At 61.2% G+C, this 13,076-nt stretch carries 14 protein-coding genes; 9 read left to right on the forward strand and 5 right to left on the reverse strand.

Annotated elements, in window-relative coordinates; all coding sequences use genetic code 11:
* Positions 1–21 precede the first annotated feature (21 nt).
* From ACIPL0_RS06655 to ACIPL0_RS06670, 4 genes are all read right to left on the reverse strand, one after another.
* Positions 22–261, reverse strand: coding sequence for a DUF2790 domain-containing protein (locus ACIPL0_RS06655; RefSeq protein ID WP_400731377.1), 240 nt, complete (start codon positions 259–261; stop codon positions 22–24).
* A gap of 282 nt (positions 262–543) precedes the next feature.
* Positions 544–1,353: an HpcH/HpaI aldolase/citrate lyase family protein gene (locus tag ACIPL0_RS06660; RefSeq protein ID WP_400731378.1), complete on the reverse strand. Its 810-nt coding sequence runs from the start codon at positions 1,351–1,353 to the stop codon at positions 544–546.
* Positions 1,354–1,365: 12 nt separating this feature from the next.
* Positions 1,366–2,529 carry an acyl-CoA dehydrogenase family protein gene (locus tag ACIPL0_RS06665; protein ID WP_400731379.1) on the reverse strand — a complete coding sequence of 388 codons (1,164 nt, stop codon included), beginning with the start codon at positions 2,527–2,529 and terminating at the stop codon, positions 1,366–1,368.
* Positions 2,530–2,584: 55 nt separating this feature from the next.
* Positions 2,585–3,412, reverse strand: a complete 828-nt coding sequence (locus tag ACIPL0_RS06670) for a MaoC family dehydratase N-terminal domain-containing protein (protein ID WP_400731380.1) — start codon at positions 3,410–3,412, stop codon at positions 2,585–2,587.
* Positions 3,413–3,644: 232 nt separating this feature from the next.
* On the opposite strand from ACIPL0_RS06670, the gene ACIPL0_RS06675 reads away from it, so the two are divergent.
* The 9 genes from ACIPL0_RS06675 to ACIPL0_RS06715 all read left to right on the forward strand — a co-directional run bounded on the left by ACIPL0_RS06675 (position 3,645) and on the right by ACIPL0_RS06715 (position 12,055).
* Positions 3,645–4,841: an acetyl-CoA C-acetyltransferase gene (locus ACIPL0_RS06675; RefSeq protein ID WP_400731381.1), complete on the forward strand. Its 1,197-nt coding sequence runs from the start codon at positions 3,645–3,647 to the stop codon at positions 4,839–4,841.
* Positions 4,842–4,979: 138 nt separating this feature from the next.
* Positions 4,980–5,873, forward strand: a complete 894-nt coding sequence (locus ACIPL0_RS06680) for an MBL fold metallo-hydrolase (protein WP_400731382.1) — start codon at positions 4,980–4,982, stop codon at positions 5,871–5,873.
* Positions 5,874–5,990: 117 nt separating this feature from the next.
* Positions 5,991–6,893 (forward strand): LysR substrate-binding domain-containing protein, encoded by a 903-nt coding sequence (locus tag ACIPL0_RS06685; protein WP_400731383.1) that lies wholly within the window; start codon positions 5,991–5,993, stop codon positions 6,891–6,893.
* A 257-nt stretch (positions 6,894–7,150) separates the two neighbouring features.
* Positions 7,151–7,840, forward strand: coding sequence for a 3-oxoacid CoA-transferase subunit A (locus ACIPL0_RS06690; protein ID WP_400731384.1), 690 nt, complete (start codon positions 7,151–7,153; stop codon positions 7,838–7,840).
* A complete protein-coding gene (locus tag ACIPL0_RS06695; protein ID WP_400731385.1) occupies positions 7,837–8,511 on the forward strand; it encodes a 3-oxoacid CoA-transferase subunit B in 675 nt (224 codons plus the stop codon). Before ACIPL0_RS06690 ends, ACIPL0_RS06695 begins: the two co-directional genes overlap by 4 nt.
* Positions 8,512–8,688: 177 nt before the next feature.
* Positions 8,689–9,984, forward strand: a complete 1,296-nt coding sequence (locus tag ACIPL0_RS06700; protein WP_400731386.1) for an MFS transporter — start codon at positions 8,689–8,691, stop codon at positions 9,982–9,984.
* 39 nt (positions 9,985–10,023) lie between these two features.
* Positions 10,024–10,347: a 4-methylmuconolactone methylisomerase gene (locus ACIPL0_RS06705; RefSeq protein ID WP_400731387.1), complete on the forward strand. Its 324-nt coding sequence runs from the start codon at positions 10,024–10,026 to the stop codon at positions 10,345–10,347.
* Positions 10,348–10,398: 51 nt separating this feature from the next.
* Positions 10,399–10,677 carry a muconolactone Delta-isomerase gene (gene catC, locus ACIPL0_RS06710; protein WP_400731388.1) on the forward strand — a complete coding sequence of 93 codons (279 nt, stop codon included), beginning with the start codon at positions 10,399–10,401 and terminating at the stop codon, positions 10,675–10,677.
* Between the two features lie 223 nt (positions 10,678–10,900).
* Positions 10,901–12,055, forward strand: a complete 1,155-nt coding sequence (locus ACIPL0_RS06715; protein ID WP_400731389.1) for an acetyl-CoA hydrolase/transferase family protein — start codon at positions 10,901–10,903, stop codon at positions 12,053–12,055.
* 70 nt (positions 12,056–12,125) lie between these two features.
* Here the strand turns inward: ACIPL0_RS06715 and catA are convergent, their stop codons facing one another.
* Positions 12,126–13,061, reverse strand: coding sequence for a catechol 1,2-dioxygenase (gene catA, locus ACIPL0_RS06720; protein WP_400731390.1), 936 nt, complete (start codon positions 13,059–13,061; stop codon positions 12,126–12,128).
* Positions 13,062–13,076 lie beyond the last annotated feature (15 nt).

Below are 13,076 nucleotides of genomic sequence, written 5' to 3' on the forward strand. Positions count from 1 at the left end.
TTGCCGCGACAAGGCAGTCGGTCATCCGGTATGGCCCGTACCGACCACTTGATACTCCACGACATGGCGTTCGCCATTGGAGTCCAGGTACTCCAACTGCACAGGGCTGACATCCTTGAACTCGTCGGGTCCGGTCTGGCTGATGACTTTGGCAATGTCCAGCTTTATGCCGTAGGCATAAGGCGTGACTGTGACAGCTTCGTCGGCCTGGGCGGCGAAGCCGGTCAATGCGAGTGCGGCGATAAGCAGGGCCTTGTACATGTGCAATCCTCTAAAAGTGTCAAACGATCAAGGGTTTACCGTTGTCGGGTGGGTGATGCCCCCCGGCTGTGGAGCTCATATTGGTCGTTTGCGTCTATAGCGTCCAAGACTGATAAACAATAAAAACTATTGGTGTTTCCTATGGTTTGAGGGTGTGGAGTTCCCTGGTGGACGGGTGAGGGCTGGCGCGTGGGTGGTGTTCGATAAGCAGAGGGAGATGGAGAGGGGGAGGGCGACGAGAAAACCATCGACCTGCATTGCACAGGCCGATGCTGTAAAAATTCAGAGGGCGAAGGCGAGCAGACGTCGGGCTCTGGCGATCACGGGGGCGTCGACCATCGCGCCGTCCAGCCGGAATGCACCGCGCCCCTCGCTGGCTGCGATGACTCGTTGTGCCCAGTCCAGCTCATCGGCGCTGGGTCTCAAGGCGCTATGTACCACCGCGATTTGCCGGGGATGGATACACAGGAGCCCTGAGAAGCCCATGCCCGCTGCCGCACGGGTGGCGTCGGCCAATCCATCGCTGTTGTCGATGGCTGGAAACACACTCTCCAGCGGAGCCGCCAGTGCGGCCAATCGGCTGTGCAGCAGCAGGGCATAGCGCACCTGGTCAAGCATCCGTTCGGCACCGCTGCTGCCTTCATTCAGACCAAGATCGAGCCCCAGATCCAGCCGGCCATAGGTCAGCCGTGTGACGCCGGGGGCCTGCGCGATGGCTGCCAGTTCGGCCAACCCTTTGGCGCTTTCGATGATGGGCATGACTGGCTTGCCGGTGGTTGCCACCAATGCCACTTGTTCACGGCTTTCAGCTTTGGGTAGCAGAATGCCGACGACACTGGCGTGTTGGCACGCATTCAGGTCCGCAGCGTGCTCTGCATGGCCGGCCGTGTTCACCCGGACCCAGACACGAGCGTCCGGATTGGCGTCGAGAAAGGCGCACAGGTGGTCGCGCGCCTGAGCTTTCTGCGTTTCTTCGACGGCATCCTCAAAATCGACGATGACAATATCAGCACCGCTGGCCAGGGCTTTGGTAAAGCGCTCCGGGCGATTGCCCGGGACGAAAAGCGCAGAGCGCATGGGGGTCGTTTGCATGAAGATTTCCGCCTAGAACGAACGTGGCAGCTCGAGCAAATGCTCGGCCACGTAGGAAAGAATCAGGTTGGTCGAGATCGGCGCCACCTGGTACAGGCGGGTCTCACGGAATTTGCGCTCGACGTCGTATTCGTTGGCGAAGCCGAAACCACCGTGGGTCTGCAGGCAGGCGTTGGCCGCTTCCCACGACGCCTTGGCCGCGAGGTACTTGGCCATGTTGGCGGCGGCGCCAGCGTTCTTGCCGCTGTCGTATTCCTCGCAGGCGCGCCAGCGCATCAGGTCAGCCGCTTCGATCTCGATATGCGCTTCGGCAATCGGGAACTGCACGCCCTGGTTCTGCCCGATGGGCCGGCCGAACACCACGCGGTCGCGGGCGTAGGCACTGGCCTTTTCGATGAACCAGCGACCGTCACCGATGCACTCGGCGGCAATCAGTGTGCGCTCGGCGTTGAGGCCGTCGAGGATGTACTTGAAGCCTTTGCCTTCTTCACCGATCAGGCTGCTGGCCGGCAGCTCCAGGTTGTCGAAGAACAGCTCGTTGGTTTCATGGTTGACCATGTTGGCAATCGGCTGCACGGTCAGGCCGTTGCCGATGGCTTCGCGCAGGTCGACCAGGAAGATCGACATGCCTTCGGATTTTTTCTTCACCTCGGCCAGCGGCGTGGTGCGCGCCAGCAGGATCATCAGGTCGGAATGCTGAATGCGCGAGATCCAGACTTTCTGGCCGTTGATGACGTATTTGTCGCCCTGCTTCACGGCGGTGGTCTTGATCTTGGTGGTGTCGGTGCCGGTGGTCGGCTCGGTCACGCCCATCGATTGCAGGCGCAGTTCGCCGCTGGCGAGCTTCGGCAGGTAGTAGCTCTTCTGCGCGTCGCTGCCGTGACGCAGCAGGGTGAACATGTTGTACATCTGGCCGTGAATGGTGCCGGAGTTGCCGCCGCAATGGTTGACCTCTTCAAGGATCACCGAGGCTTCGGCCAGGCCCAAACCCGATCCGCCATACTCTTCAGGGATCATCGCCGACAACCAGCCGGCTTCCGTCATGGCACTGACAAAGGCTTCCGGGAAGCCCTTGTCTTCGTCGATCTTGCGCCAGTACTCCGCCGGAAATTCGGCGCACAAGGCGCGCACGCCTTCACGGATGGCATTCAATTCTTCGCTATTGCGATGGGACATATCAGGTTCCTCGAGATGGGCGGCTACAACGCCGGCAGCCGCATCGATTACAGATTCAGTCGAAATGCACTTCGGCGTGCTGGCACAAGCCGCTGCTGTTGCTGGCCCACAGTTCTGCGGTGCCCGAACCGGTCTGACGACCTGCGACCTGGAAGGCTTCGGGTGCGATCAAAGGGCGCAAGCCCCGGAAGGCGAAGCGTTGCACGCGGGCCAGTGGGTTGGCGCGCACGAACGCAGCCAGGCTCAGGGTGGCTGTGAGGGGGCCGTGTACTACCAGATCGGGGTAGCCCTCGACCTCGGTAACATAGGGTTTGTCCACGTGAATGCGGTGCGCATTGAAAGTGAGTGCCGAGTAGCGAAACAGCAGCACAGGCGTCGGATCGATGGTCGCCTGCCACTGACCCTCGGGTACCCATTCTCCGGTGCCCAGTTTCGGTGGCGTCGGTTCTCGATAGACGATGTCCTGTTCTTCACGGATGCACAGACGATCGTCCTGCCAGTACTCGTGTACGAGGGTGACAAACAATAGTGTGCCGGTCTTGCCATGCTTCTCGCTGATATCGGCGATACGTGTCTTGCGCGTAGCGTTGCCGCCCACCCACAACGGCGCATGGAATTCGAGACGACCGCCTGCCCACATGCGATTGCGCCCGTGTGCAGGCGGCATGAAATCACCGAGCGCAGGGTGACCGTCGGGGCCGAGTTCGGCGGTGTCGACAGGATCGATGAAAAAGCACCAATGCCACAGCCACGGCAGTTCCTGGCCAGGCGCTGGTGCCGGAGTATCGAATGTGGCGGCTATGCGCTGGATGAGGTTGGTGCTGAGTGAGTCATGCACCTCTTGCGTACGGCCGAGCCATTGAGAAGGATCAAAGCTGAGCATGATAGGCATCCGCTGTTTTTGTGCGATGCATCATGCAAGCAGCGCTGGCGATGCCGGAATTCGCTTTTGCGGAAGACCGACTCAATCAATGGCTAAGAAGCCCACAAGCCTTGCTTGCAAAATGAGGTTGCTTAGGCAGGGCAAAAGGCCGGCTTTCGCGATACAAAATTGCCGAAACGCCGATCTGGCGCCCATGCTCGGGGTATCGCCCTTACTCTGAGATATGCAGGTCATGAAAGATGCGCTGATCGTTTCACCATTACGTACGCCCATCGGCAAGTTTGGTGGTGCGTTGTCGCCGTTGAGTGCCGACCAGTTGGCGGCGTTCATGATTCGCCAGTTGATGGCACGGGTGGCGATACCGGCGCAGTCGCTGGACGAAGTGATCGTGGCGCAATCCTATGCCTCCAGCGAGGCACCGTGCATGGGTCGCTATGCGGCGCTGGCCGCTGGATTGCCCGTGGAAGTTCCTGGCTACACCCTTGACCGTCGCTGCGGCTCGGGCCTGCAAGCAGTGATCGATGCTTCGCTCAAGGTGCAGACCGGGCATGCCGAAGCGGTGCTGGTGGTCGGTGTCGAAAGCATGAGCAATATCGAGTACTACAGCACCGACATGCGTTGGGGGGCGCGGGCCGGTAGTGTCCGTTTCCATGATCGTCTGGAACGTGGGCGCGAGCGTTCTCAGCCGGTGGAGCGTTTCGGCCACATTTCGGGCATGCCGGAAACCGCCGACAACCTGGCGAGTGATTACGCCATCAGCCGGGAAGACGCCGACCGCTTCGCTGTCCTGAGTCATCAGCGTGCGGCGTCGGCCTGGCGCGAAGGCCGCTTTGCCAATGAGGTAGTGCCCGTCGACGTACCCGGCAAGCGTGGTAGCGTGACACGGGTGGAGAAAGATGAAGGCATCCGTGAGGACGCCAGCCTCGACAGCATGAGCGGCTTGCGTCTGCTGCGCCCTGAAGGTGTTTGCACCGCAGGTAATTCCAGCCAACAGAACGATGCTGCGGCGGCTTGTCTGGTGGTATCTGCCGACTACGCAGCGCGCTATGGACTGACTCCTTTCGCTCGGCTGGTGGATTGGGCGGCTGCCGGCTGCGAACCGTCTCGCATGGGGATCGGGCCTGTTCCTGCGACCGGGAAGCTGTTGGCACGTACTGGGCTGACGCTGGCGGATCTGGACCTGATCGAGCTCAATGAGGCCTTTGCCGCCCAGGCGCTGGCGGTCCTTAAAGCCTGGGGGCTGGAGGATTTTTCCCGGGTCAATGTCAACGGATCCGGGATTTCGCTGGGCCACCCGATTGGCGCCACCGGGGTGCGGATCATGACCACGCTGTTGCACGAGATGCGTCGCCGGGGGGCCCGTTATGGCCTGGAAACCATGTGCATCGGCGGTGGGCAGGGCCTGGCCGCGTTGTTCGAGCGCGTCTGACGCTCATCCGGGCGAACGAGTTAATGGCGTGTTAAGCGGGTCTTAACGAGATCGCAACGGCGCGGGCGGCGTACGCAACCGATAATCCCACAAGGGCAGCTGGCTGCTCTCCAATAAGAACTGATGAGGTGCAATGCGATGATGCAGTCCCGCATGATCGGTGACATCAAGGTAACCCGTATCCTGGAATACGCGGGGCCTACCCACGATCCCGCTTTCCTGTTTCCGAAAATGGAGCCGGGCGTCCTGCAGGAACACCGCGAACTGATGGCGCCGAATCACTGGATCGAGCACATGAACAAGCTGTTGGTGACCATCCAGTTCTGGGTGGTTCATGCCGGCAGCAACATCATTGTGATCGACACCGGCGTTGGCAACTTCAAACCGCGGCCGGGTATTGCGCGGATGAACATGCTCAATACACTGGTCCGCGAATGGATGATCGCCGCGGGTGCTCCACCGGAAAAGGTCACCCACGTGGTGATCACGCACCTGCACTCCGACCATGTGGGCTGGAACACCACCTGGCAGGACGGCCGCTGGGTGCCGACATTCCCCAACGCCCGCTATTACCTGCCCAAGGACGACTTCGATTTCTGCCATCAGGGCAAGAACAAAGAGGCGGGTGTGATCGACGTGTTCGGTGAGGCATTCTTCGACAGCGTCATGCCGATCGTCAACGAAGGCCTGGCGCAGATGATGCAACCCGGAGAAGAAGTGGCGGACTGTCTGGTGGTCGAAGCCGCACCCGGACACAGCCCGGGGCAGGTGGCTTTCCGCGTGCGCTCGCAGAACGAAGAAGGCATTTTCTGCGGCGACATTCTGCACAGTCCGATCCAGATCGTGCGGCCCGATATCAACTCCGGTTACTGCATATGGGAAGACGTCGCGCGTCGCACCCGACTGGAATTTCTCAATCGTGCAGCGGACCGTGAGGCATTGATCATGCCCGTCCATTTCGGTGAGCCCCATTGCGGATTCATTCGCCGGCAGGGTGATGGATTTGTCTTCGAGCCTTCTCACTGGCGCTGATCAGCTCGGAGCGCCGTCGCGCCCTCGCTGTTCGGTGTGTGACGGCGTCAACTGAGACTATCAACCGCTTGATGCTGCGGGTACTGTTGGGACTCATCCGACCAGAACGACTCAAACATGGCAATGCACTTCGATATCACTGATTTCAGACTGTTCATCAACATCGCGGAGACCAGCAGTCTGACACGCGGTGCCGAGCGTTCATTTCTTTCTGTGCCGGCCACCAGCAACCGTATCAAGAATCTCGAAGAGAACTTGGGCATGCGTTTGCTGGAGCGCTCGCCGCAGGGCGTGACCTTGACCAATGCCGGCAGGACCTATCTGCAACATGCACGGGTCATTCTTGCCCAGCTGGCCTTGCTCACCGGCGATTTGCAGCAGTACACCGAGGGGCTCACGGGCCAGCTGCGCATCCAGGCCAACACCACTGCCATCACCGAATATCTGCCGCCGGTGGTGGGCGAGTACCTGATCAGCCATCCCGACGTACACATCGACATGCGCGAGCGCCTCAGCGATGACATCGTGCGGGCCGTGCGCGAGGGCAGTACGGACCTGGGCATCGTATCTGGCAGCGTGGTCACCGATGGCCTGCAGAGTGTGCCGCTGGTGTCCAGTCGGCTGATGGTCATTGCACCGCTCGGGCATCCGATCCTGGACAAGGGTGAAGTGCATTTCAAGGAAGCGCTGAGCCACGCCTTCGTCTCGCTGCTCGAAGGCAGCGCCATCCATGTGTTCCTGACACGTGCGGCAGCCGCCTTGCACTTGCCACTCACCGTGCGCATTCAGGTGGCTAGCTCCGATGCCATTTTCCGTATGGTCGAAGCGGGAGCGGGCATCGCCATCGTTCCCCAGGCCAGCTATGACCGGCTCAAGGGGCGCCAGGCCGTCGGTGCCTGCCAACTGCTCGATCCATGGGCGGTGCGAAGCTTCCAGCTGTGTGCTCAGGACTTCGACAGCCTCTCGACCTTCGCCCGCGAGTTTGCCGACAGCCTGATCGAGCGCTACCGCAACACTTGATCCGTTCTGTAGTCGGGCACGCGCTTCATCTCCCTCCACCCGCATCATCCGCCAACGACGATGGTGCAGATGCGAAGCGGTGCGCGTCATGAAAAAGGCGAGGCAATGGCGCGTTTAACGCCGTGTTAAGCAGCTCTTTCGCAGACTGAAATTGTCGCTCTACAGGGGCACTGGCAAGCTACTTCCCATGCAGACCGCGCCTTGCGCAACGCCCGCCGTGATTGCGGCGGACGACAAAAAATAAGGAACGTGCAGCCATGATCAACAAGTTGCTTAGCAGTGCCGCCGAGGCGCTGGCAGATATACCCGACGGGGCCGTGGTGGCCGTCGGTGGCTTCGGTGGGGCGGGTATGCCCGACGATTTGATTCAAGGTTTGATCGCTCAGGGTGCGCGTGATCTTACCTTGGTCAGCAACAACGCAGGGCAGGGCGATACTGGACTGGCCGCCTTGCTCAAGGCGGGCCGGGTGCGGCGGATTCTCTGCTCCTATCCGCGCATGGTGGGATCGCACGTTTTCGAAACCTTGTACCGCGCCGGACAGATCGAGCTGGAAATCGTGCCTCAAGGCAATCTGGCCGAACGCCTGCGTGCGGCCGGATGCGGTATCGGTGGCTTTTACACGCCGACCGGCTACGGCACATTGCTCGCCGAGGGCAAGGAAACCCGACTCATTGACGGTCGTCACTACGTGCTCGAGTCGCCGATCCATGTCGACTATGCCCTGATCAACGCCGAAGCCGGAGATCGCTGGGGCAACCTGGTGTACCGCAAGACGGCACGCAATTTCAGCCCGGTCATGGCGATGGCGGCACGCAACACCATCGCTTCGGTGGCCCGTGTCGTGGAACTCGGCGAACTGGACCCGGAACACGTCGTCACCCCTGGCATCTTCGTCAAACATATCGTCCGACGCGCCCTGGTCGCCTCGACGCAACAGGTGGGATGAGCAGCATGGACAAGACGGTTCGCAATGCAATGGCCGCTCGTGTGGCGCGCGATATTCCCGAGGGCGCTTATGTCAACCTTGGCATCGGTCTGCCGACGCTGGTGGCCAACCATCTGCCCTCGGAAAAGGACATTTTCCTGCACAGTGAAAACGGTGTCCTCGGCCGCTGGGTCGCTGCGCCGGACGGTGAGGAAGACTGGGATCTGATCAATGCAGGCAAGGAACCGATCAAGCCTTCGGCAGGGGTGGTGTTTTTTCACCACGCCGACTCCTTCGGCATGATGCGCGGCGGCCACCTGGATATCTGTGTGCTGGGCGCGTTCCAGGTGGCCGCCAACGGCGATCTGGCCAACTGGCACACGGGGGCTGCGGATGCCATTCCCGCCGTGGGCGGTGCGATGGACCTGGCCATCGGCGCCAAACGTATTTACGTGATGATGGATCACCTGAGCAAGGACGGGCAGAGCAAGTTCCTCAACGCCTGTACATACCCACTGACCGGACTCGCCTGTGTCAGCCGGGTCTACACCGATCTGGCGACGCTGGAGTTGACCGAGGGTGGGGTGAAGGTGCTGGAACTGATCGGTGACATGACGGCCGAGCGGCTGCAGGCGCTGACGCCGGTGACGCTGGATTTCAGCCTGCTGTCGAACCTGTGGACAGTTGCCTGACCACACCGAACCATGCGGCGCAGGCCCGGCGAGTGACAGTGGGTTCACGCAATCGAAAGACACGCTTTCACAACGGCAAATGGGCAGCGCCGCGTCGTTGCCCCATGCTTGGGCCGGGCTCATGCAACGGCTTTGGCAACGTGCGTCCGACATCCAATAACAAGAAGGAAGCTCACGATGTTCGATTGGTACCGAAATGGCTCGCCCCGCGAGCGCAAAACATTCTGGGCCTGTTATTCAGGTTGGGCGCTGGATTCCTACGATCTGCAGATGTTCAGCTTCCTGCTGCCGACGCTTATCGCGTTGTGGGGTCTGACCAAGGCCGAAGCCGGCATGGTCGGCACCGCGGCGCTGTTGTCCGCAGCGCTGGGTGGCTGGATTGCCGGCATCCTCAGCGACCGCTATGGCCGTGTCCGTGTGCTGATTGTTTCCATCGTCTGGTTCACGTTTTTCGGTGTGCTGGCCGGCTTCGCTCGCGATTTTCAGCAACTGCTGATCGCCAGAACTTTGCAGGGTTTTGGTTTTGGTGGTGAGTGGGCAGTAGGCGCAGCGCTGATGGCCGAGGTGATCCAGCCGCGCTACCGTGGACGGGCGATGGGCTTCGTGCAGTCGGGTTTCGCTCTGGGCTGGGCAGGCGCTGTGTTGATCATCACCACGATTCTGGCGTTGTTCCCGGCCGAACTGGGCTGGCGCGTGGCGTTCTGGTTTGGCGTGGTGCCGGCACTGGTGGTGCTGTTCATCCGTCGCCACGTGAAAGATTCCGATGCCTTTGTGCAAGCCGTCGCCAGCAAAGCGCCCAAAGCCTCATTGCTGACGGTCTTCCAGCCGCAATACCTGAAGCTGACCACGCTCTCCAGCGTGCTGGTTATCGGTTTGCAAGCGGGTTGCTACGTGATCCTGGTGTGGATTCCGTCGCTGCTCAAAGACCGCGGCATTGCCTCAGGGTCGCTGATCGCGACCATCCTGGTCATGGCCTTCGGCTGCCTGCTCGGCTTTGCCAGCGCCGCCTATCTGTCGGACAAGATGGGCCGTCGCCCTACGCTGATTCTGCTGTCGCTGGTGTCGTGGGTGGTCACCGTGGCCTATATGCTGATTCCGCTCAACCCGCTGATCGCCCAAGTCATGGGCTTCCTGGTGGGCTTTGCCGCCATCGGCATGTACGCGGCACTGGGGCCGTTTCTCAGCGAACTGTTTCCCACCTCGGTGCGCACAACCTGCATGGGGTTCTCCTACAACGTCGGCAAGTCGGTCGGCGCCACGGCGGTCACGGCGGTCGGTCTGCTGGCCAGTCATCTGGGGTTGTCCCAGGCCATCGGTCTGTTCTGCTTTGCGGCCTACGCCGTGTCGGTGGTGGCGCTGCTTCTTCTGCCGGAAACCCGGGGCATCAGTATCGATGCGCTGGATGGGCATGACGCAGACACGGGGGCTGTCGACAGCGCTGTGCCGGTCGCCGATAAAGTCAAAACTGCCTGACGGCATTCATCAGTCAATCATCCTGTGAACGAGGTCACCATGATTCGCATCCTGTACCTGTTGGTTAAGCCCGACAGCATGACTCACGAGCAATTCGAGAAGGAGTGCGTCGTGCATTTCGACATGTCCCGCGGCATGCCGGGCCTGCACAAGTATGAAGTCCGCCTGGTAGACAGGAACCCGACCGATACCCATGTGCCGTACCTGGATGTCGGCCGCATCGATGCCATCGGCGAATGCTGGTTCAGCAGCGAAGCGGACTATCAGGTCTACATGGATTCCGACATCCGCAAGGCCTGGTTCGAACACGGCAAATATTTCATCGGCAAGCTCAAACCTTTCGTCACCAAAGACGTGGTTTGAGAGGCAGTGCCGCCGGCCCCGGCGGTTTATCCATATACCAAGGAGCACACCATGCTGTATTGCGTCGAAATGACCGTGAACATCCCGCGCGACATTCCCGTTGAACAAGTCGAGCAGATCAAGGCGTCGGAGCGGGCCCGTGCCATTGCGATTCAGGAGTCGGGCAAATGGCCGCACCTGTGGCGCGTGGTGGGCGAGTACTCGAACATCAGCATCTTCGATGTCGACAGCAACGACGAGCTGCACAACCTGTTGTCGAGCCTGCCGCTGTTTCCGTTCATGAAAATCAAGGTCACGCCGCTGGCCAAGCACCCGTCTTCGATCTTCTGAGCGCCAAAACACCCGATGCCAGGGCGGCCGAGCAGGCCGCCGTTTCCTCCCGAGCCCCGTGCCGTGGGGCTCCGTTCCTGTGGCCGGCTCTTGCCTGCGAGTCGCCGTCATGCCTTTGGAACTGCAACCCGATGCCCCGGACTTTGCCGCACTGATCCGACCCGGTGATACCGTGCTATGGGGACAAGCCAATGCCGAACCTGTCCCTCTGACGCGTGCGCTCATGACACAGCGTCACGCGTTCCAGCGATTGCGTGTGCTGCTTGGTATTGCCAACAGTGACACCTGCCTGCCCGAACATGCCGATGCCGTGGACTTTCTGGCTTACTGCGGCGCGGGCGCCAATCGCGCGCTGGCCGATGCCGGCGTGCTGGATGTCTTGCCATGGCATTACACACAGATGGCCGCGCTGATGCGCAGCGGTGCCTTGCGAGTCGATGTCCTGATGCTGCAGTTGTCACCGCCCGACGCCAACGGTCGTTACAGCCTGAGCCTGGCCAGTGAATACCTGGTCGCGGCGCTGGAACACGCTCGTGTGGTGATCGCCGAAGTCAACAGTCAGGCGCCTTGGACTTACGGCGAGCGTTCCCTGAAGGCAGAGGATCTGGACGCCGTGATGTACACCGACCGCGCCCCCTTGAGCAGTCTGCCGGGCCGTATCAGGCCGGTGGATCAGCAGATCGCTTTGCACATTGCCGCGCTGATTGATGACGGCGCCATCTTGCAGACCGGCATCGGTGCGATCCCCGATGCGGTGCTGGGGGCGCTGTCGGATCGTCGCGACCTGGGTATGCATTCTGGCAGCCTGGGTGACAGCGTCATGCACCTCATGCAAAGCGGGGTAATCACCAATGCACGCAAACAACGCGACGTCGGCGTCAGTGTTGGTGGCATTCTGCTGGGCAGCGACGGGCTTCATCGCTTCGCCCACCGCAACCCGGCCATTGAGCTTCGCTCAACGGCCTACACCCATGATGCCCAGGTGTTGGCCAGCCTTGACCGACTGGTGGCGATTAACTCGGCGGTGGAGGTTGACCTGACCGGACAGGTCAATTCGGAGGTGGCGGCTGGCAGCTACCTGGGCGCAATCGGTGGCGCGCTGAATTTCATTCGCGGTGCCCAGGCTTCGCGTGGCGGCTTGCCGATCATTGCCTTGCCCGCCAGTGCCGGTGACAAGTCCAGGATTGTCGCGAGACTCAATGGGCCGGTGACTGTTCCACGCAGTGACGCGGGGCTGATCGTCACCGAGCACGGTATCGCCGACCTGCGTGGCCTGACGATCCGTCAGCGGGTGCGCAAGATGCTCGATATCGCAGCTCCGCAACATCGTGCTGAACTGGAACAGGCGTGGGCGCGGGAGGGGTTGGGCGGGCGTTGATCGAAGGTGGGGCAGGGAAGCACAAACCCGCGCCGTCGGCAGACGGCAGCGGGTCAGCGGGTCAGCGTGGTCAGGCGCCGACGCGAGGGCGCTGGCTGCGCTGTTCTGCTTCGGCGGTCACAGCCGGTTGCAGAACGAAGTCGAACTTCAGTTGCGCAAATCGTCTGCCGTCGAGGCCATGAGCCCTGGATGCCGCAGCGTCACCGATCACAGTTGCCTCGCCTACAAGGCCTTCCCGCGTGGCATAGGCGAAGTCATCCCACAGGTATTGGTCGCCTGCCAGGTTGATCTGGCTGGTCAGATGACGATGGCCGGCGGCACTGATAAACGCGTGAATGTGTGCCGGGCGCTGGCCGTGACGCCCGATCGCACTCAGGCATTGCTGAGCCGGACCGTCCGGATCCAGGCCATAACCGCTCGGGATGATGCTGCGTGCGCGATAGTAGCCGCTGGCATCGGTAACGATACGGCGGCGCAGGTTGAACGGGGTCTGGCTGGGGTCGAAGTAGGAGTAGGTCCCTTGGGTGTTGGCGTGCCACAGGTCAACGATGGCACCGGGCAGCGGCTGGCCGTGGGTGTCGAGCACCCGGCCTTCGATGAACAACGGAATGGCGACGTCATCCTCGCTACCATCGTCCATGCGGGTGTAGCCATCGCTCATCGGAGCATTGGCCACGTACAGCGGACCCTCGATCGTACGCGGTGTGCCACCGGTCAGACCCACCTGCTGGTCCTTGGCGTCCTGCAGCAGGTCGATGAAGTGCTCAAGGCTCAGGCCAGGCAGCAACAGCCCGAATTCGGCATGTTTGCCTACCCGGTTCAGGTGCTCGACCGCCAGCCAGAATTCGTCTTCGCTGACGTCCATGTCTTCGATGATGCGTGCCGCATCGGTGATCATGCGCAGGATCAACTGCTTGAGGCGCGCGCTGCCCTGTTGATTGTTCAGGCCGGCGGCCTCGCGAAAAAGCTCCTGCACCTTTGGCGTGTGGCTGATGCGTACGGTCATGTTGGCTACCTCTTT

Source organism: Pseudomonas sp. NPDC090208 (genome assembly GCF_044746785.1).
Classification (GTDB): domain Bacteria; phylum Pseudomonadota; class Gammaproteobacteria; order Pseudomonadales; family Pseudomonadaceae; genus Aquipseudomonas.

Coding starts and splice junctions, on each gene's coding strand:
- ACIPL0_RS06655 (WP_400731377.1), bottom strand. CDS start 261: ATGTACAAGGCCCTGCTTATCGCCGCACTCGCATTGACCGGCTTCGCC.
- ACIPL0_RS06660 (WP_400731378.1), bottom strand. CDS start 1,353: ATGCAAACGACCCCCATGCGCTCTGCGCTTTTCGTCCCGGGCAATCGC.
- ACIPL0_RS06665 (WP_400731379.1), bottom strand. CDS start 2,529: ATGTCCCATCGCAATAGCGAAGAATTGAATGCCATCCGTGAAGGCGTG.
- ACIPL0_RS06670 (WP_400731380.1), bottom strand. CDS start 3,412: ATGCTCAGCTTTGATCCTTCTCAATGGCTCGGCCGTACGCAAGAGGTG.
- ACIPL0_RS06675 (WP_400731381.1), top strand. CDS start 3,645: ATGAAAGATGCGCTGATCGTTTCACCATTACGTACGCCCATCGGCAAG.
- ACIPL0_RS06680 (WP_400731382.1), top strand. CDS start 4,980: ATGATGCAGTCCCGCATGATCGGTGACATCAAGGTAACCCGTATCCTG.
- ACIPL0_RS06685 (WP_400731383.1), top strand. CDS start 5,991: ATGGCAATGCACTTCGATATCACTGATTTCAGACTGTTCATCAACATC.
- ACIPL0_RS06690 (WP_400731384.1), top strand. CDS start 7,151: ATGATCAACAAGTTGCTTAGCAGTGCCGCCGAGGCGCTGGCAGATATA.
- ACIPL0_RS06695 (WP_400731385.1), top strand. CDS start 7,837: ATGAGCAGCATGGACAAGACGGTTCGCAATGCAATGGCCGCTCGTGTG.
- ACIPL0_RS06700 (WP_400731386.1), top strand. CDS start 8,689: ATGTTCGATTGGTACCGAAATGGCTCGCCCCGCGAGCGCAAAACATTC.
- ACIPL0_RS06705 (WP_400731387.1), top strand. CDS start 10,024: ATGATTCGCATCCTGTACCTGTTGGTTAAGCCCGACAGCATGACTCAC.
- catC (WP_400731388.1), top strand. CDS start 10,399: ATGCTGTATTGCGTCGAAATGACCGTGAACATCCCGCGCGACATTCCC.
- ACIPL0_RS06715 (WP_400731389.1), top strand. CDS start 10,901: ATGACACAGCGTCACGCGTTCCAGCGATTGCGTGTGCTGCTTGGTATT.
- catA (WP_400731390.1), bottom strand. CDS start 13,061: ATGACCGTACGCATCAGCCACACGCCAAAGGTGCAGGAGCTTTTTCGC.